Annotated in this window: 19 protein-coding genes; 7 read left to right on the top strand and 12 right to left on the bottom strand. The window is 76.0% G+C overall.

Going from position 1 to position 16,169, the window contains the following annotated elements; genetic code table 11:
* Positions 1-164 precede the first annotated feature (164 nt).
* Both BLT39_RS07425 and BLT39_RS07420 read right to left on the bottom strand, forming a co-directional pair.
* Positions 165-416 carry a glutaredoxin family protein gene (locus BLT39_RS07425; RefSeq protein ID WP_091061225.1) on the bottom strand — a complete coding sequence of 84 codons (252 nt, stop codon included), beginning with the start codon at positions 414-416 and terminating at the stop codon, positions 165-167.
* Positions 409-1,992 (bottom strand): AMP-binding protein, encoded by a 1,584-nt coding sequence (locus tag BLT39_RS07420; RefSeq protein WP_242658232.1) that lies wholly within the window; start codon positions 1,990-1,992, stop codon positions 409-411. The genes BLT39_RS07425 and BLT39_RS07420 overlap by 8 nt, the downstream gene beginning before the upstream one ends.
* A gap of 149 nt (positions 1,993-2,141) precedes the next feature.
* Here BLT39_RS07420 and BLT39_RS07415 point away from each other — a divergent pair, with 149 nt between their 5' ends.
* From BLT39_RS07415 to BLT39_RS07405, 3 genes are all read left to right on the top strand, one after another.
* Positions 2,142-3,014 (top strand): sigma-70 family RNA polymerase sigma factor, encoded by an 873-nt coding sequence (locus tag BLT39_RS07415; protein WP_242658231.1) that lies wholly within the window; start codon positions 2,142-2,144, stop codon positions 3,012-3,014.
* A gap of 115 nt (positions 3,015-3,129) precedes the next feature.
* Positions 3,130-4,341: a DUF5667 domain-containing protein gene (locus BLT39_RS07410; protein WP_091061218.1), complete on the top strand. Its 1,212-nt coding sequence runs from the start codon at positions 3,130-3,132 to the stop codon at positions 4,339-4,341.
* 124 nt (positions 4,342-4,465) lie between these two features.
* Positions 4,466-5,371 (top strand): HAD family hydrolase, encoded by a 906-nt coding sequence (locus tag BLT39_RS07405; RefSeq protein ID WP_242658230.1) that lies wholly within the window; start codon positions 4,466-4,468, stop codon positions 5,369-5,371.
* Here BLT39_RS07405 and BLT39_RS07400 read toward each other — a convergent pair.
* The 7 genes from BLT39_RS07400 to BLT39_RS07370 form a co-directional block, all read right to left on the bottom strand.
* Entirely contained in the window at positions 5,368-6,279 is a 912-nt protein-coding gene (locus tag BLT39_RS07400) for a lysophospholipid acyltransferase family protein (protein WP_091061210.1), read from the bottom strand. The two genes, BLT39_RS07405 and BLT39_RS07400, sit on opposite strands and share 4 nt — an antisense overlap.
* Positions 6,272-7,387, bottom strand: coding sequence for an NAD-dependent epimerase/dehydratase family protein (locus BLT39_RS07395; RefSeq protein ID WP_091061207.1), 1,116 nt, complete (start codon positions 7,385-7,387; stop codon positions 6,272-6,274). The genes BLT39_RS07400 and BLT39_RS07395 overlap by 8 nt, the downstream gene beginning before the upstream one ends.
* Positions 7,388-7,397: 10 nt before the next feature.
* A complete protein-coding gene (locus BLT39_RS07390; protein ID WP_012854759.1) occupies positions 7,398-7,496 on the bottom strand; it encodes a 30S ribosomal protein bS22 in 99 nt (32 codons plus the stop codon).
* 182 nt (positions 7,497-7,678) lie between these two features.
* Positions 7,679-8,017, bottom strand: a complete 339-nt coding sequence (locus tag BLT39_RS23580) for a helix-turn-helix domain-containing protein (RefSeq protein WP_229827643.1) — start codon at positions 8,015-8,017, stop codon at positions 7,679-7,681.
* 295 nt (positions 8,018-8,312) lie between these two features.
* Entirely contained in the window at positions 8,313-9,143 is an 831-nt protein-coding gene (proC, locus tag BLT39_RS07380; RefSeq protein ID WP_091061203.1) for a pyrroline-5-carboxylate reductase, read from the bottom strand.
* Positions 9,144-9,179: 36 nt separating this feature from the next.
* Entirely contained in the window at positions 9,180-9,950 is a 771-nt protein-coding gene (locus tag BLT39_RS07375; protein WP_091061199.1) for a hypothetical protein, read from the bottom strand.
* Positions 9,947-10,891 carry a Ppx/GppA family phosphatase gene (locus BLT39_RS07370; RefSeq protein WP_091061194.1) on the bottom strand — a complete coding sequence of 315 codons (945 nt, stop codon included), beginning with the start codon at positions 10,889-10,891 and terminating at the stop codon, positions 9,947-9,949. The genes BLT39_RS07375 and BLT39_RS07370 overlap by 4 nt, the downstream gene beginning before the upstream one ends.
* Positions 10,892-10,948: 57 nt before the next feature.
* Here BLT39_RS07370 and BLT39_RS07365 point away from each other — a divergent pair, with 57 nt between their 5' ends.
* A complete protein-coding gene (locus BLT39_RS07365; protein WP_091061190.1) occupies positions 10,949-11,746 on the top strand; it encodes a DUF3109 family protein in 798 nt (265 codons plus the stop codon).
* On the opposite strand, the gene BLT39_RS07360 is transcribed toward BLT39_RS07365, so the two are convergent.
* Positions 11,648-12,709, bottom strand: coding sequence for a helix-turn-helix domain-containing protein (locus BLT39_RS07360; RefSeq protein WP_242658229.1), 1,062 nt, complete (start codon positions 12,707-12,709; stop codon positions 11,648-11,650). The genes BLT39_RS07365 and BLT39_RS07360 overlap by 99 nt on opposite strands.
* 81 nt (positions 12,710-12,790) lie before the next feature.
* Between BLT39_RS07360 and BLT39_RS07355 the strand changes: the two genes are divergently transcribed.
* Together BLT39_RS07355 and BLT39_RS07350 are read left to right on the top strand one after the other, a co-directional pair.
* Entirely contained in the window at positions 12,791-13,009 is a 219-nt protein-coding gene (locus BLT39_RS07355; RefSeq protein WP_091061186.1) for a hypothetical protein, read from the top strand.
* Between the two features lie 10 nt (positions 13,010-13,019).
* On the top strand, positions 13,020-13,247 hold the full coding sequence (locus tag BLT39_RS07350) for a DUF3072 domain-containing protein (RefSeq protein ID WP_091061181.1): 228 nt from the start codon (positions 13,020-13,022) through the stop codon (positions 13,245-13,247).
* Positions 13,248-13,272: 25 nt separating this feature from the next.
* On the opposite strand, the gene BLT39_RS07345 is transcribed toward BLT39_RS07350, so the two are convergent.
* Both BLT39_RS07345 and BLT39_RS07340 read right to left on the bottom strand, forming a co-directional pair.
* On the bottom strand, positions 13,273-13,953 hold the full coding sequence (locus tag BLT39_RS07345) for a response regulator transcription factor (protein ID WP_091061177.1): 681 nt from the start codon (positions 13,951-13,953) through the stop codon (positions 13,273-13,275).
* Positions 13,950-15,221: a sensor histidine kinase gene (locus BLT39_RS07340; protein ID WP_091061173.1), complete on the bottom strand. Its 1,272-nt coding sequence runs from the start codon at positions 15,219-15,221 to the stop codon at positions 13,950-13,952. The genes BLT39_RS07345 and BLT39_RS07340 overlap by 4 nt, the downstream gene beginning before the upstream one ends.
* A 236-nt stretch (positions 15,222-15,457) precedes the next feature.
* Here BLT39_RS07340 and phoU point away from each other — a divergent pair, with 236 nt between their 5' ends.
* A complete protein-coding gene (phoU, locus tag BLT39_RS07335; protein ID WP_091061171.1) occupies positions 15,458-16,123 on the top strand; it encodes a phosphate signaling complex protein PhoU in 666 nt (221 codons plus the stop codon).
* Positions 16,124-16,169 lie beyond the last annotated feature (46 nt).

Raw genomic sequence — 16,169 nt, 5'->3', positions numbered from 1 at the left:
TCCGCCCGTGCGGGCACCCCGGCGGCGGAGCCGGCATCGGGGGATGTCCGCCGGCCCCGTCTCGGGCCGGCAACGCCACGGTAACCGCTTGTGAACGCAGGAACAAAGTCCGCGAGGGCGTTCCCGCAGGTCACGGCGCACAGGTGTGGCCGACACCACCCGTCTCAGCGGTCGGCGAGGTCCCGGCGCAGCCGCTCGACGTCGACGGTGAAGTAGCTGTGCTCCCGGCCGTCGAGCAGCACGACCGGCACCCGGTCGCCGAACTCGGCCTGCAGCTCGGGGTCGCCGTCGACGTCGACGGCGGTGACCGCCAGGCCGTGCTCGGCCGCCACCCGGTCCAGCGTCTCGGCGGCCACCGCGCACAGGTGGCAGCCCTCGCGGGTCAGCAGCTGCAGCACCGGCGTGCCCTCAGGCATCGACGCCCTCCGCGTGCTCGGTCTCGGCGGCCACCCGGTCCAGGCCGAGCTCGCGCAGCCGCGCCCGGCTGACCTTGCCGGTGAGCGAGTGCGGCAGCTGCGGCACGAACACGACCCCCGCCGGCACCTTGAACCGGGCCAGCGAGCGGGCGGCGAACGCGCGCAGCGCCTCGGCGTCCAGGTCCGACCCCTCCGCGCGCACGACCACCGCGCGCACGGACTCCCCCGTGCGCTCGTCGGGCTGGCCGACGACCGCGGCCTCGACGACCTCCGGGTGGGTCTCCAGCACCCGCTCGACCTCCAGCGGGTAGACGTTGAACCCGCTGACCAGCACCAGGTCCCGGCGCCGGTCGACCAGGTGCAGGTCGCCCTCGGCGTCGCGGTAGGCGATGTCGCCGGTGGGCAGCCAGCCCTCGGCGTCCGGGCCGTCGGCGCCGTCGGGCCAGTAGCCGCGGAACAGGTTGGGCCCGCGCACGCAGACCTCGCCGGCGCTGTCGGGCGGGTCGTCCCCGAACGGGTCGCCGAAGACGTCCTCGCGCACCCGACTGCCCGGGTCGGGGCCGGCCTCGGGGCCGCCGGCGGTGTCGCGCAGCACCAGCTCGACCCCGGGCAGCGGTCCGCCGATGCAGCCGGGCTTGGCCCGCCCGGTGGCCAGCGTGGTGGCCAGCACCGGGGCGGCCTCGGTGAGGCCGTAGCCCTCCCACACGGTGACCGCGGCGCGCTCGCGCATCGCCGTCCAGACGCGGGGGGCCAGCGGGGCGGAGCCCGAGCTGGCCGTGTGCACCGCGGCGAACGCGCGGCGCAGCGCGGTGTCCGAACCCGCGGCGTCGGCGGCGGCCAGCCACGCCTGGTACATCGGCGGGGCGGCCGGCACCGCGGTGACGCCCTCGGTCGCCATCAGGGCGAGCGTGCCGGCGGGGTCGAAGGACTCCACGACCACGCCGCACGAGCGGGTCGCCGCGACCAGGCCCAGGCCGCCGTTGAGGCCGTAGACGTGGAACAGCGGGAGCGCCAGCAGCACCACGTCGCCCTCGCGGACCGGTGCCGGCTGCAGCGCGCGCACCTGCCCGAGGTTGGCCAGCAGCGCGGCGTGCGGCAGCATCGCGCCGCGCGGGTGGCCGGTCGTGCCGCTGGTGTAGGCCAGCAGGGCCAGCGCGTCGGGGTCGTCGGGGTCGGGGGGCGGCGCGTCGTCGGACGTCGGCGGCCCGACCACCGCGGGGACGCCGGCCACGTCCGCGCGCGGCCGGGCCACGACGTGGGCGCGCGCCCCCGAGTCGGTGAGCACGTAGCTGGTCTCGGGGTCGGTGTAGGCGGTGTTCACCGGGACGACGACCAGCCCGGCCCGCAGCGCGCCCAGCACGGCGAGCACCCAGTCGACCCCGTTGGGCAGCTGCACGGCCACCCGGTCGCCGGCGACGAGCCCGCGGGCGGCCCACCCCGCCGCCACCCGGTCCACCTGGCCGGCCAGCTCGCCCCAGGTCAGCCGCCGGTCGCCCTGCACCAGCGCGGGCGCGGCGGGGTCGGCGTCGGCCGCGGCGCGCACCAGTCCGTGGAACGTGCGGGCTCCTGGGACCACCGGGGTCTCCCTCCTCGACGCGGGCGGCGGGCCGCCGACCGCGCACCTCACGTGGACGCGGAGGCCCGATGTTGTCACCATGGGTCGGACCTGCGCAGGTCAGGGCACCGCCGTCCTCCCGCGCGCCGACGACGACGACGGGGGTGCCGGTGTCCGCCCACGGTCGCGCCGCCGGTGACGTCGGCCTGGGTGCCGGTGAGCTGCTCCCGGCCCGGCCCCGGCCCACCCCGCGTCCCCGGGCGGGCGCGCCCGCACCGCGCCGGCCGCAGGGCGAGGAGACCACCGGCCCGACCTCGCACCGGCGGCCCGAGCCGGTCGAGGCCGCGCCCACCGGGGTCGTCGACGTCGAGGCCGGCCACGTCGAGGCCGACGAGGTGGTCGAGGCCGACGTCGTGGAGGAGGCCACCGAGCTCGAGGTGGCCGAGCTCGAGGCCGCCGACCTGCAGGAGCTGCCCGCGCGGCCGGAGGGCGCCGAGCAGGTCGCGGTCTGGACGCTGGTGGAGCGGGCCCAGGCCGGCGAGGCGGAGGCCTTCGGCGAGCTGTACGACCGCTACGCCGACATGGTCTTCCGCTACCTCTACCACCGGGTGCCCGACCGGCAGACCGCCGAGGACTTCACCAGCGAGACCTTCGTGCGGGCGCTGCGCCGCATCGACTCGCTGAGCTTCCAGGGCCGGGACGTGGGCGCCTGGCTGGTCACCATCGCCCGCAACATCGTCCGCGACCACGTGAAGAGCAGCCGGTTCCGGCTGGAGGTGGCCACCGCCGACATGCGCGACGCCGACCGGGCCACCGACGGCCCCGAGGACGCCGTGCTGCAGGGCCTGACCAACGAGCAGCTGATGGCCTGCGTCGCCCAGCTGGGCGACGAGCAGCGGGAGTGCATCGCGCTGCGCTTCCTGCAGGGCCTGTCGGTGGCCGAGACCGCCGCGGCGATGGGCAAGAAGGACGGCGCCGTCAAGGCGTTGCAGCACCGGGCGGTCAAGCGGCTGGCCACGCTCCTGCCGGAGGGCCTGCGATGACCCGTCCGGGTGGTGTCGGAAGTTACCCACGGGTACCCCGTATCGGGGCCCCGGGGGCCTCGTTGACACCGCTGACACGGCCCTCCGGGCCGGTCGGTGCACACGGGGACGAGGGATGACGGTGGACGACGAGGGGCTGGAGGAGGCGCTGGTCGGGCGGCTGCGGCTGCTCGCCCACGACGAGCCCGGGCTGGGCGAGGACGTCCGCGCGGCGCAGCGTGCCCGGCTGGTCGCGATGGCCGCCGTCCGCCCCGCAGCGGCCGGTGCCGCCGCCGTCCGCGGCCCCGCGCCGGCCCTCCCCCGGTGGCGCCGGGCGCTGGCCGGCCGTCCGGCCGACGCGCCGTGGCCCCGCTGGCGCGCCCGGCTGACCGCGGGCATGGCCGGCGCCGCGGTGACCGTGGGTGCCCTCTCCGGCCTGGTCGCGCTCGCGCAGGGGGCCGAGCCCGGCGACCTGCTCTACGGGCTCAAGCGCGGCACCGAGCAGACCCAGCTGGCGCTGGCCTCCGACGCCGACCGCGGGCTCACCCTGCTCGGCTTCGCCACCACGCGCCTGGACGAGCTCGCCGAGCTCACCGGCGAGGACGCCGGGGCGCTGCCGGCCGCGGTCGGCGCGCCCGACGGCTCCGGGCAGGCCGTGGCCGCCGCCGGCGTCGACCCGGCCACCGTCGTCGACCTGCTGATCACGATGGACGAGCAGACCACCGAGGGCACGTCGTCGCTGACCACCACCGTCGTCGGCGGCGGCGACCCCGGGGCCCTGGCCACGCTGACCGACTGGGCCGCCGGGCAGCGCGCCGGGCTGGCCGCCCTCGACCTGCCCGCCGGGGCGCAGGACGCGGTCGCCGCCTCCCTCGTGCTGGTCGACCAGGTCGCGGCCCGTGCGACGTCCTGGCAGACCGCGCTGACCTGCCCCGACGGCCCCACCACGGCCGGCCTGGACGACCTCGGCCCCGTGGCCGGCGCCTGCGCGGTGCCGGCGACCACCCCGTCCGCCGCGCCGTCGACGGCGGCACCCACCACCGGGAGCACCGCCGAGCCGGCACCGGGTGGTGGCACGGGCACGGGCACGGCGCCGACCAGCGCCGCCCCGCCCGCCACGGCCGCGCCGACCGGCGGTGGTGGCGGCAGCGGCGGCGGCGGCGGGACGCTGCCGACGACCGGCGGCGCACCCGCCACGACCACCCTGCCGCCGGCGGTGCCGACGTCGGCACCGGTGCCGACGGTCGGCCTCCCGGCCGCCACCACCACCCCGCCGGTGGTGCAGGTGCCGGTCCCCGTGCCCTCGACGACCGTGTGCCTCGGTGGGCTGATCTGCGTCGGCGGCTGACGCGCCCGCGGCCGGGGCGGGCCCGACCGTGGCCGACGGCACAGCGACCGGGCCGGTCGCTGGGCCGTTAGGGTCGGCAGGGGCTGAACCGCAGCCGCGACGGAGGGGGCGACCAGTGGTCCGTGTGCCGTTCCGCGGTCGCGGCGCGCGCACCCCCGCGAGCCTGGAGGACGAGGAGACCCGCGCGCTCGTCGCCGGCACGGCCTCCGCTGCCGCCGCGGAGGTCGACGGCCCGGCCCCGGCGGACCCCGACCCCACCGCCGCGGCGTTCTTCGACTGCGACAACACGATGATGATGGGCGCCTCGCTGTTCTGGTTCGCCCGGGGACTGGCCGCCCGCAAGTACTTCACCGGCCGCGACGTGGCCTCCTTCGTCTGGCAGCAGGCCAAGTTCCGCATCGCCGGCTCGGAGTCCGCCGTCGACATGCACACCGTGCGCGACAACGCGCTGGCCTTCATCGCCGGCCGGCCGGTCAGCGAGATCGTCGAGGCCGGCGAGGAGATCTACGACGAGCTGATGGCCGACCGGATCTGGGCCGGCACCCGGGTGCTGGCCCAGCGCCACCTCGACGCCGGGCAGCGGGTCTGGCTGGTCACCGCCACCCCGATCGAGCTGGCCGAGATCATCGCCCGCCGGCTGGGCCTCACCGGCGCGCTGGGCACGGTGTCGGAGGTCGTGGACGGCCGGTACACCGGTCGCCTGGTCGGCGAGCTCATGCACCACGAGGCCAAGGCCCAGGCGGTGCGCGCACTGGCCGACCGCGAGGGCCTGGACCTCACCCGCTGCACCGCCTACAGCGACTCCTCCAACGACCTGCCGATGCTCTCCCTGGTGGGCACCGCGGTGGCGGTGAACCCCGACACCGAGCTGAAGGCGGTGGCCCGCTCCCGCGGCTGGGTGGTCAAGGACTTCCGCACCGGCCGCAAGGCCGCCCGCATCGGCGTCCCCACGCTGGGCGCGGCGGCGGTGGGCGGCGGGGCGGTGAGCGGTCTGCTGGCGCTGCGCCGGCGCAACCGCTGGCCCTTCTAGCTGAAGACCGAGCGGCGCTGCAGCAGCAGCTGGTAGAGCGACTGCTGGATGGTCTCGCGCACCTGGTCGGTCAGGTTGAACACCAGCATCGGGTCGTCGGCGGCCCCCGGCCCGTAGGACGCGGTCTCGATCGGCTCGCCGAAGGCGATGAACCACTTGGACGGCAGCGGCAGCAGGCCGAGCGGGCCCAGCAGCGGGAACGTGGGGGTGATCGGCAGGTAGGGCAGGCCGAGGATGCGCGCCGCGGTCTTGGCGTTGCCGATCATCGGGTAGATCTCCTCGGCCCCGACGATGGCGCACGGCACGATCGGCGCCCCGGTGCGCAGCGCCGCGGTGACGAACCCGCCCCGGCCGAACCGCTGCAGCGTGTACCGCTCGCTGAAGGACTTCCCGATGCCCTTGAAGCCCTCGGGGAACACCCCCACCAGCTCGCCGTCGGTGAGCAGCCGCTCGGCGTCCTCGTTGCAGGCCAGGGTCGCGCCGAACTTGCGCGACAGGGCGCCGACGAACGGGAACTGGAAGACCAGGTCGGCGCCCAGCAGCCGGAACCGGCGCTCCGCGGGGTGGTCGTCGTGCAGCGCCACGGTGGTCATCAGCGCGTCCAGCGGGATGGTGCCGGAGTGGTTGGCCACCACCAGGGCGCCGCCGGTGTCGGGGACGTGCTCCATGCCCTGGGTCTCGACCCGGAACCACTTCTGGAACAGCGGGCGCAGCACGGGCAGCAGCAGGTGGTCGGCGAGGTCGGGGTCGAAGCCGAACTCGTCGGTCTCGTACTCCCCGGTCAGCCGCCGGCGCAGGAACTCCAGGCCGCCGGCCAGCTGGTCCTCCCAGCCCGGCTCCACCGCGGCGGCGTCGGCCGGCTCGTCGGGGCCGTCGGGGTGCAGCCGGATCACGCGGGCCTCAGGCATCGCGCACCGCCCGCAGTCCGCCGCCGGCCGGGTGGGGGTCGCGCCGGCCGGCCACCGCGTGCAGCGAGCCCACGGCGGCCGCGGTGCGCCCGACGGCGTCCTCGGCGCCCGCCACGACCGCGCCGACCAGCGCCGGGTCGAGCACCGGGACCACGGTGCGGCCGTAGTCGGCCAGCGCCTCGGCGGTGGTGTACCGCGGGGTGTAGCCGAACTCCTCGCGCAGCACGCCGGTGTCGACCACCCGGCCGAAGTTCAGGAAGCGCAGCTGCTCGGGCGAGTAGTCGGTGATCCGGGCCTGCCGGGTGAGCCGGCCCAGCGGGCCGATCGCCTGGGTGGGCAGCGGCAGCGCCACCCGGCCCAGCCGGCGGATGGCCTGGGAGAGCAGCACGGTGCCCTCGGCCCCGACGTTGACCGTGCCGGCGAAGTCGCCGGTGGTGGCCCGCACGAGGACGGCGAGCGCGTCGTCCTCGTGCAGCAGCTGCACGCGGGCGTCGTAGCCCAGCGCGGTGGGGACCACCGGCAGCCGGAGGAAACCGGTGAGCAGGGAGTCGATGCGCGGGCCGATGAAGTTGGTGAACCGCAGCACGGCGACGTCGACCTCGGGCCGCCGGCGCGAGAAGGACCGCACGTAGCCCTCGATGTCCAGGCTGTCCTTGGCGAAGCCACCGCCGGGGACCTGGCGGGCCTGCATGGACTCGGTGAACACCGCGGGGTCGCGCGGGCTCGCGCCGTAGACGGCGCTGGTGGACTTCAGCACCAGCCGGCGCACCGACGGCACCCGCTGGCAGGCCGCCAGCAGCTGCATCGTCCCGATGACGTTCAGTTCCTTCATCGAGGTGCGCCCGCCGCTGCCGCCCGGCGTGGAGCTGATGTTCATGTGCACCACGGTGTCCACGCCGGCCGCGGCGATGACCTTGCCGATCAGCGGGTTGCGGATGTCGGCGCGGACGAACTCGGTGCGGCCCAGCCGGCGCTGCAGCTCGGGACGCGGGGGGACCGTGTCGACCCCCAGGACCCGCTCGATGGTCGGGTCGGCGGCGAGCTCGGCCGCCAGCGCGCCGCCCAGCCACCGGCTCACACCGGTGACGAGCACGACCGCGGGCGGCACGAGCGTCAGCTCACTTCTTGTTGCGGCGCTGGACGCGCGTCTTCTTCAGCAGCTTGCGGTGCTTCTTCTTGGCCATCCGCTTGCGGCGCTTCTTGATGACAGAACCCATGGTCGATCTCCCGACGTCGTTGCAGCTGCGTGTGCGCCGGCCCAGCAGGGCCCGGGCGCTCGACGGTCGAGCCTACCTGGTGGCTGCCCGGGGGCAGCCGGTCGTGCTCCCGCCCGGGGGAGCCGCCGCCGGGACCCGACGGCGGCGACCCCTCGACAGCGGGTACCGCAGGTGGTGCTGGATCAGGCGATGTCGGTGTAGGCGTCGCGCAGGTAGTCCTGGACGGCGCGCTCGGGCACCCGGAAGGACCGGCCGACGCGGACGGCGGACAGCTCGCCGCCGTGCACGAGGCGGTACACGGTCATCTTGGACACGCGCATCATCGCGGCGACCTCGGCGACGGTCAGGAAGGTGACGGCCGAGCGCTGCGGGGCGGCCGGGGCCTGACGGTTCACCGGCGCGGCGGCCGGGTGGGCCGCGGGGACCGGGCGGGCGACGGCCGCGGCCTGGACCGGGCGGCCGACGGGCCGGGGGCCGGGCTGGGCGGGGCGGACCTGGTAGGCGCGCTGGGGCATGGTCATCGTCGTTCTCCTCCGCTGGTGCACGCATCGAGGCCGTCGGCTTCCCCACCGTCGGTCGGGTCACGTGCGTGCTGGGAGAAACGTTAGGGGCCTGGTGGGACAGAAGCGATGGGTGAAACGAACAGGCGGACCGGTCCGTCCTGGTCACTTGTCGACACGACTGACAGTGCTCGCTTGTTCACGGGGCGTCTATGACATGTCGACACGGCGACACGGCGACATGTCGCCGTCAAGGGTGCACAACGAAACGCGCCGCCGTTGTGCACTCACCCTCCGTGAGGGAACTACAAAAATGTCATTCCGCCGGGCGGCCGAGCTCCACCGAGCGGTCGTGCGCGGCCTCGATGGCCGCGATCAGGGCCGCCCGGACCCCGTGCCGCTCGAGCTCGCGGATGGCCGCGATCGTCGTCCCGCCCGGGCTGGTGACCGCCTCGCGCAGCTGCACGGGGTGCTCCCCGGAGTCGCGCAGCATGGTGGCCGCCCCCAGGGCGGTCTGCACGATGAGGTCGGCGGCCAGCGCCCGGGGCAGGCCGAGCAGGATGCCCGCGTCGACCATGGCCTCCACGAGGTAGAAGAAGTACGCGGGGCCGCTGCCCGACAGCGCGGTGACGGCGTCCTGCTGCTTCTCCGGCACCCGGCGGACCTGGCCCACCGCCGACAGCAGCTCCTCGGCCTCGTCGAGGTCGGTCGCGCCCGCGTGCGCCCCCGCCGACAGCACGCTCATGCCCTCGTCCACCAGCGCCGGGGTGTTCGGCATGACCCGCACCACCGGGACCCCCGCGGGCAGCGCGGCCTCGACGCGAGACGTGGGCACGCCGGCGGCGACGGAGACGACCAGGTGGCCGGTGTCCACGTGCGGGGCGAGGTCGGCGAGCAAGGCGTCGACGTCCTGCGGCTTGACCGCGATGAGCAGCACCCGGCAGGCCGCGGCCGCGCCGGCGAGGTCCAGGGCCCGCACGCCGTGCCGGGAGACCAGCTCGGCGGCCCGCTCGGGGCTGCGCTCGACGACGACGATGCCCTCGGCGGCGCCGGGCCGGCGGACCAGCCCGGAGACCAGGGCCTCGCCGATCTTGCCGCCGCCGACGACGGCGAGCCCGGAACGCTGCGGGGTGGGTGCGCTGCTCACGCCCGGGAACGCTAGCGGCCCCGTGCCGCCGGTGGGTCAGCCCCCGGAGAGCAGACCCGCCGCGGGGACGACGCACAGCAGCGTCCCGGCGAACAGCAGCACCAGCAGCACCCACAGGCCGAGCTGGCCCTGGCCCTGCCGCTGCCGCCAGGCCGCCGCCCCGCCCACCAGGCCGGTGATGGCCAGCGGCGCGGCGACGACCGCGACGTAGGGCTGCAGCTCCCACAGCACGGTGAACAGGTAGTAGAGGCCGACGCCCACGGCGAGGGCCACCACCAGCTCGCCGGCGAACCGCGCCCAGGCGACGGCGGCCTGGGGGGCGCTGAGCGGCTCGGCACCGGTCGGCTCGTCCTTGGGCAGCACGACCTTGGGGATGGGCCCGGTGGTGGGCACCGGCTCCGAGCCCGACCGCCCGCCGACCGGGGTGCGGCCGGTGCGCAGGCCGGGGATGGCCGCGGTGGAGGGGGCCGGCTCGCCGGCGACCGGCTGCTCGACGGTGGCCGGCGCCGGCTCGGGTGCGCGCCGGCGGCCGAAGCGGGAGCCGCCGTCCCCGCGGGACGGGGGCGCCTTGGCGTCGACGGGGGGCGGCGGGGTGGTCGCCCGCGACGCGTCGCGCCCGGTGTCGTCGGCCCGGTCGCCCGTGGCGGGCCGGCCGGCGGCCTTGGCGGCGGCGGTCTCCTCGACGGTGCGGCGGCGCTTGGGCCGGACCGGACCGGTCGTGCCCGGCCGGGTGCCGGCCTCGGACTCCAGCCCGTGCTCGCGCAGGATCTCCGCGAGCGAGCGGACGGAGTGGTCGGCGTCGCTCATGCGCCCTCCAGCCCGTCCAGCCGTCGCAGGATGACGCCCTCGCGCAGCGCCCAGGGGCAGATTGCCACGAGGGGGGCCCCGACGGCGCGCATCGCGGCGCGCGCCACGACCGCGCCGGCCGGCACCTGGTGCGCCCGGTCGACCGAGACGCCCTGCAGCTCGGCCAGCGCGGAGGAGTCGATCCGCGACACGAAGCCGACCAGCTGCTCCAGACCGACGGCGGTCAGCTGCCGGGGCACGCGGAGCCCGGCCGAGTAGGGCGCGGCGCCGGTGAGCCGGGCCAGCGTGCGGAAGGTCTTCGACGTCGCCGCGACCAGGTCGGGCTGGCCGGCGGCGGCCAGCCGGCGGGCCGCGGGCGCCAGCAGGCGGGCGGCGTGCTCGTCCAGCTCGCCCAGCGCGGCGAGGTCGGGACGGCGCCCGGCCTGCGCGTCGGGCAGGTACCGGCGGGTCATCCGGCCGGCGCCCAGCGGCACCGAGAGGGCGACGTCGGGGTCCTCGTCGACGCCGGTGGCCAGCTCGAGCGACCCGCCGCCGATGTCGAGCACGAGCAGCCGCCCGGCGCTCCACCCGAACCAGCGCCGGACGGCGAGGAACGTCAGCCGGGCCTCGTCCTCGCCGCTGAGCACCTGCAGCTGCACGCCGGTGGCCTCGACCACCCGCTCCAGCACCTTGGCCCCGTTGGTGGCCTCGCGGATGGCCGAGGTGACGAAGGCCAGCAGCTCCTCGCAACCGGACTCGGTGGCCACCTCGCGGGCCCGGCGGACCGCGGCCAGCAGGGCCTTCTCCCCCGCCTTGGACAGCTCGCCGTCGGGGCCGACGTGCTCGGCCAGCCGGAGCACCGACTTGTCCGAGTGCGCCGGGGTCGGGTGCGCGCCGACGTGCGCGTCGACGACGAGCAGGTGAACGGTGTTCGAGCCGACGTCGAGCACTCCCAGCCGCATGGTCGGACAGTCTGCCGGGTCGCCCCCCGACCGCGGGCACGTGGTGGACTGGCACCCGTGCAGCCACCGCCGGAGGAAGTCGACCCCGACCACGCCCGCGAGTGGCTGGAGTTCACCGACCCGGCCGACCCCGAGCACCGGGTGCGGGCCGACCTGACCTGGCTGACCTCCGCCTGGACCTGCGTGTTCGGCCGCGGGTGCGCCGGTGTGGTGGCCGGTCGCGCACAGGACGGCTGCTGCAACCACGGGGCGTTCTTCACCGACACCGACGACCTGGCCCGGGTGGCGTCGGCGGTCGAGGAGCTCACCGACGCCGACTGGCAGCGCCGCGGGGAGTGGGCCACCGACTGGACCGAGCCCGACGCCCTGGACGAGGAGGACGGCGAGGCGGCGCTGCGCACCCGGGTGGTCGACGGGGTCTGCGTGTTCAACAACCGGCCGGACTTCCCCGGGGGCGGCGGCTGCGCCCTGCACGCGCTCGCGCTGCGCACCGGCCGGCACCCGCTGGAGACCAAGCCCGACGTGTGCTGGCAGCTGCCCGTGCGCCGGGAGCAGGAGTGGGTGGACCGGCCCGACGACACCCGGGTGCTGGTCAGCACCATCGGGGAGTTCGACCGGCGCGGGTGGGGCCCGGGCGGGCACGACCTGCACTGGTGGTGCACCGGGTCGCCGGTCGCGCACGTGGCCGCCGAACCGCTGGTGGACACCTACGCCCCGGAGCTGACCGAGCTGCTGGGCGCCACGGCCTACGCCGAGCTACGCCGGCTGGCCCACGCCCGGCTCGACCTGGGGCTGGTGGCCCCGCACCCGGCCAGCCCGGTGCCCGTCGAGCTGCACCGCCGCCGCCCCACCTGATCCCAGCCGGGTGCCGAAGGCCTGCCGGTAGGCCCGCGGGCTGATGCCGCGCCGGCGGGCGAAGTGCTCGCGCAGCCCGGCCGCGGTGCCGAACCCGGCCAGCCGGGCGACCTCCTCGACGGGGACGTCGGTGTCGGCCAGCAGCGTCTCCGCGGCGGCCAGCCGCCGGGCGAGCAGCCAGGCGTGCGGGGTGGTGCCGGTGGTGGCGCGGAACCGCCGGGCGAAGGTGCGCGGGCTCATCAGCGCCCGGCGGGCCAGCAGGTCGACGGTGAGGTCCTCGGCCAGGTGCTCCTGTGCCCAGGCCAGCACCACGCCCAGCAGGTCGTCCTCGCACCGCGGCACCGGGGTGTCCACGTACTGCGCCTGCCCGCCGTCGCGGTGGGCGGGCACCACCATCTCCCGGGCCAGCGCGTTCGCCGGCCCGGGCCCGTACTCGCGGCGGACCCAGTGCAGCAGGGCGTCGACCCCGGCGGCGGTCCCGGCGCCGGTGATGATGCGGCCCTCGTCGACGTAGAGCACCCGGGGGTCGACGTCCACCGCGGGGAAGCGCGCGGCGAGCTCGTCGGCCATCCGCCAGTGCGTGGTGGCCCGGCGGCCGTCCAGCAGCCCGGCCTCGGCGAGCACGAACGCCCCGCTGCAGTGGCTGATCAGCTGGGCACCCCGGGCGGCGGCGGCGCGCAGCGCGGCGAGCACCGCGGGCGGGCAGCGGCGGTCGGCCTCGTGCTGGGCGGTGACCACCACGACGTCGGAGACCGCCAGCCGGTCCAGGCCGTGCTCGACCAGCACCGTCAGCCCGGTGTCGGTGCGCACCGGGCCCGGCTGCTCGGCGACCAGCGCGTAGTCGAAGCGCGGCAGGCCGAAGCGGGTGTGGTCGTAGCCGAACACCTCGCTGGCCGAGCCGAGCCCGAACGCGCCGAGGGTGCCGTTGCCGGCCAGGACGCTGACGACGACGGGGGCGCTCACCGGGACAGCATGGCAGGAAATCGGTGTTCGTGGTCATCCCTGCCACTCGTGGGTGCTCCGCTCCCGCGCCAGGCTGCCCGCATGCTGCTGATCACCTGCCCCACCACCGGCGCCGACGAGCTCGTCGCCGACCGGCTCGTCCGTCCCGTCGCCGACCCCCGCACCCGGCCCGGCGTGGTCGCGGTCGCCGTCGCCTGCCCCTGCGGCGGCGACCACGTCTACCTCACCGGACGGCGGATCGAGGAGGCCCGCGCCCGGGTCGCCTGCGGTCGACGCGCGGACCGGCGCGTCCCCGCGTAGCTTCGAACACATGAGCGACGCAGACGACATCGTCAACTCCGGCCAGCCCGGCGACCCCACGGCCGAGAAGGACCCGCACGACTGGGTGACCGGCGACGAGCCGGCCACCGGGGCGCAGAAGAGCTACCTGTCCACGCTGGCCCAGCAGGCCGGCGAGGAGGTCCCCGACGAGCTCACCAAGGCCGAGGCCTCGATGAAGATCGACGAGCTGCAGGACGAGACCGGCCGCGGGGCCTGACCCCGGGGCCGGTCCCCCGGCCCGCTCAGCTCTCGAACTTGTAGCCCAGGCCCCGCACGGTCACCAGCCACTTGGGGGTGGCCGGGTCGGGCTCGATCTTGGCGCGCAGGCGCTTGACGTGGACGTCGAGGGTCTTGGTGTCGCCCACGTAGTCCGAGCCCCACACGCGGTCGATCAGCTGGCCGCGGGTGAGCACCCTGCCGGCGTTGCGCAGCAGCAGCTCCAGCAGGTCGAACTCCTTGAGCGGCAGCGAGACGGTCTCGCCGTCGACGGACACGGTGTGCCGCTCGACGTCCATCCGCACGGGGCCGGCGACCAGGGTGGCGTCGGGCGGCAGGTCGGACTCGGTGCCGCGGCGCAGCACGGCCCGGATGCGGGCCAGCAGCTCGCGGGCGGAGTAGGGCTTGGTCACGTAGTCGTCGGCGCCGAGCTCCAGACCGACGACCTTGTCGATCTCGGTGTCCTTCGCGGTGAGCATGATGATCGGCACCGCGCTGCGGGAGCGCAGCGTCCGGCAGACCTCGGTGCCCGACAGGCCCGGCAGCATCAGGTCCAGCAGCACGATGTCCGCGCCGCCCCGGTCGAACTCGGCCAGGGCGTCGATCCCGTTGCCGGCGACGACGGCCTCGTAGCCCTCGCGGCGCAGCATGTAGGACAGCGCGTCGGAGAAGGACTCCTCGTCCTCCACCACCAGCACTCGGGTCATGTCCGTCCTCTCTGCATGTCTACCTCGGTGACGGCGGCGCGGAGCGCGTCGACGCGGTCGCGGGTGATCCCCGCGGGGTCGGTGGGTGCCTCGGCGGGCTCGGCCGGGGCGGGGGCCAGCGGGACGCGCAGGGTGAAGGTCGACCCCAGGCCCTCCTCGCTCCACACGCTCACCGACCCGCCGTGGTTGGTGGCCACGTGCTTGACGATGGCCAGCCCCAGCCCGGTGCCCCCGGTGGTGCTGGCCCGGGACTGGTCCACCCGGTAGAAGCGCTCGAACACCCGCGCGCGGTCGGCCCGCGGGATGCCGATGCCGGAGTCGGTGACGGCGATCTCGGCGAAGCCCGACCGCGCGCGGGTGCCGACCGCGATGCGCGTGCCCTCCGGGGAGTAGGCGACGGCGTTGGCCAGCAGGTTGGTCACCGCGGTGCTCAACTGCGCCTCCACGCCCAGGACGACGAGGTCGGGCTGCTCCCCCACGGCCAGCTCGATGCCCTTGGCCACCGCCGCCAGCCGGGTGCGGTCGACCGCCTCGGCCACCACGGCGCTGACCTCGACCGGGGCCAGCTCGGGCATCGGCTCGGCGCCCTGCAGCCGGGACAGGTCGATCAGCTCGCGCACCAGCCGGGACAGCCGGTCGGCCTCGTGGGTCATCCGGGCGGCGAAGCGCTGCACGGTCTCGGGGTCGTCGGCCGCACCCTGGGTGGCCTCGGCCAGCAGCGCCAGCGCCCCGACCGGCGTCTTCAGCTCGTGGCCCACGTTGGCGACGAAGTCCCGCCGCACCGCCTCCACCCGGCGGGCCTCGGTGACGTCCTGCAGCACCAGCGCGACCGGACCGCGCTCCAGCGCCGGCCCGCTGTCCAGCCGCACGCCGTGCACGCCCACCAACCGGGGACCGGAGCCCACCAGGTCACCGGGCAGCTGCACGTCGGCGCGGCGGCTGCCGTGCCGGCGCACCTCGTGGGCCACCGCCACCAGGCCGGGCACCAGCAGCCGGGTGCCCCGCACGATGCCCAGCGCCCGCGCCGAGGGGTTGGCCAGCAGCACGGAGTCGTAGAGGTCCAGCAGCACGACGGCCGGGTCCATCAGGTCCAGCAGCCGGCGGGCCAGCACGGTCTCGTCGTCCACCGGCGGGGGGCTGCCGGGCAGGTAGTCCGGCGGGTCCTCGTAGGTGTCCGGGTCGGTGGCCCGACGACGGGCCCGGGCGATCAGGGCGACGGTCGCCCCGCCCACGAGGAGACCGAGCGCCAGCCACAGCAGCGGGTGCACGATGGCGATGCTAGGCCGATCCGGGCCCCGTTCCTGCCCGGCGACGGCCGGATCACCCCCCGGGTGAGGGAGTGTTCACGGCCCGGTGCCCCGGCGTTCACCTGCTGGCCCCACCACGGAACTCCGCCGGTCCCTAAACTCGCAGGCGGGGCCGCCGAGCCGCAGCCACCTGGCCCGCGCCGCGCCCCGTCGACGACTGCCCCCGGCTGTGCCCGGCGGACGCACTGGAGGGGACCATGCGGGACACCTACCGCGAAGAGCTCGACGACATCACCACGTGCCTGGTCGAGATGACCAACTCGGTGGGCTCGGCGATGAGCAAGGCCACCACCGCCCTGCTGGACGCCGACGTGGCCCTGGCCGACCTGGTCATCGCCGGCGACGCGCACATCGACGCGGTGCGCGAGAACGTCGACGACCGCTGCTTCACGCTGCTGGCCCGGCAGGCGCCGGTCGCGACCGACCTGCGCTCGGTCACCACCGCGATGGCCACCGTGCAGGACCTCGAGCGGATGGGCGACCTGGCCCAGCACATCGCCAAGGTCGCGCGGATGCGCTTCCCCGACCACGCGGTGCCGCAGGAGGTCCGCCCGGTCTTCCTCGACATGGGGCACACCGCCGAGAGCCTGGTCGCCCAGGCCGGCACCATCATCGCCAAGCGCGACATCGAGGCCGCGGTGCGCCTCGAGGCCGACGACGACCTGATGGACCGCAGCCACCAGCAGCTGTTCCGCGAGCTGCTCGACGACACCTGGCCGCACGGCATCCAGTCGGCCATCGACATCACGCTGCTGGGCCGCTACTACGAGCGCTTCGCCGACCACGCCGTCAGCGTCGCCCGCCGGGTGGTCTACCTGGTCACCGGTGAGCGCCCGCTGCCCATGGCCGCCGCCGCCAGCTGAGCCCGCACGACGAAGGGCCCCGGGACGTCGTCCCGGGGCCCTTCGT

The organism is Klenkia brasiliensis (assembly GCF_900100695.1).
Taxonomy (GTDB): Bacteria; Actinomycetota; Actinomycetes; order Mycobacteriales; family Geodermatophilaceae; genus Klenkia; species Klenkia brasiliensis.
The sequence above is the reverse complement of the archived record's forward strand: the minus strand, read 5'-3'. Positions and strand labels throughout refer to the sequence as shown.

What these genes read in the sequence shown, in the direction of transcription:
- BLT39_RS07425 (WP_091061225.1), bottom strand. Translation starts at nt 416, where the DNA reads ATGCCTGAGGGCACGCCGGTGCTGCAGCTGCTGACCCGCGAGGGCTGC.
- BLT39_RS07410 (WP_091061218.1), top strand. Translation starts at nt 3,130, where the DNA reads ATGACGGTGGACGACGAGGGGCTGGAGGAGGCGCTGGTCGGGCGGCTG.
- BLT39_RS07400 (WP_091061210.1), bottom strand. Translation starts at nt 6,279, where the DNA reads ATGCCTGAGGCCCGCGTGATCCGGCTGCACCCCGACGGCCCCGACGAG.
- BLT39_RS07390 (WP_012854759.1), bottom strand. Translation starts at nt 7,496, where the DNA reads ATGGGTTCTGTCATCAAGAAGCGCCGCAAGCGGATGGCCAAGAAGAAG.
- BLT39_RS23580 (WP_229827643.1), bottom strand. Translation starts at nt 8,017, where the DNA reads ATGACCATGCCCCAGCGCGCCTACCAGGTCCGCCCCGCCCAGCCCGGC.
- BLT39_RS07375 (WP_091061199.1), bottom strand. Translation starts at nt 9,950, where the DNA reads ATGAGCGACGCCGACCACTCCGTCCGCTCGCTCGCGGAGATCCTGCGC.
- BLT39_RS07370 (WP_091061194.1), bottom strand. Translation starts at nt 10,891, where the DNA reads ATGCGGCTGGGAGTGCTCGACGTCGGCTCGAACACCGTTCACCTGCTC.
- BLT39_RS07355 (WP_091061186.1), top strand. Translation starts at nt 12,791, where the DNA reads ATGCTGCTGATCACCTGCCCCACCACCGGCGCCGACGAGCTCGTCGCC.
- BLT39_RS07350 (WP_091061181.1), top strand. Translation starts at nt 13,020, where the DNA reads ATGAGCGACGCAGACGACATCGTCAACTCCGGCCAGCCCGGCGACCCC.
- BLT39_RS07345 (WP_091061177.1), bottom strand. Translation starts at nt 13,953, where the DNA reads ATGACCCGAGTGCTGGTGGTGGAGGACGAGGAGTCCTTCTCCGACGCG.
- phoU (WP_091061171.1), top strand. Translation starts at nt 15,458, where the DNA reads ATGCGGGACACCTACCGCGAAGAGCTCGACGACATCACCACGTGCCTG.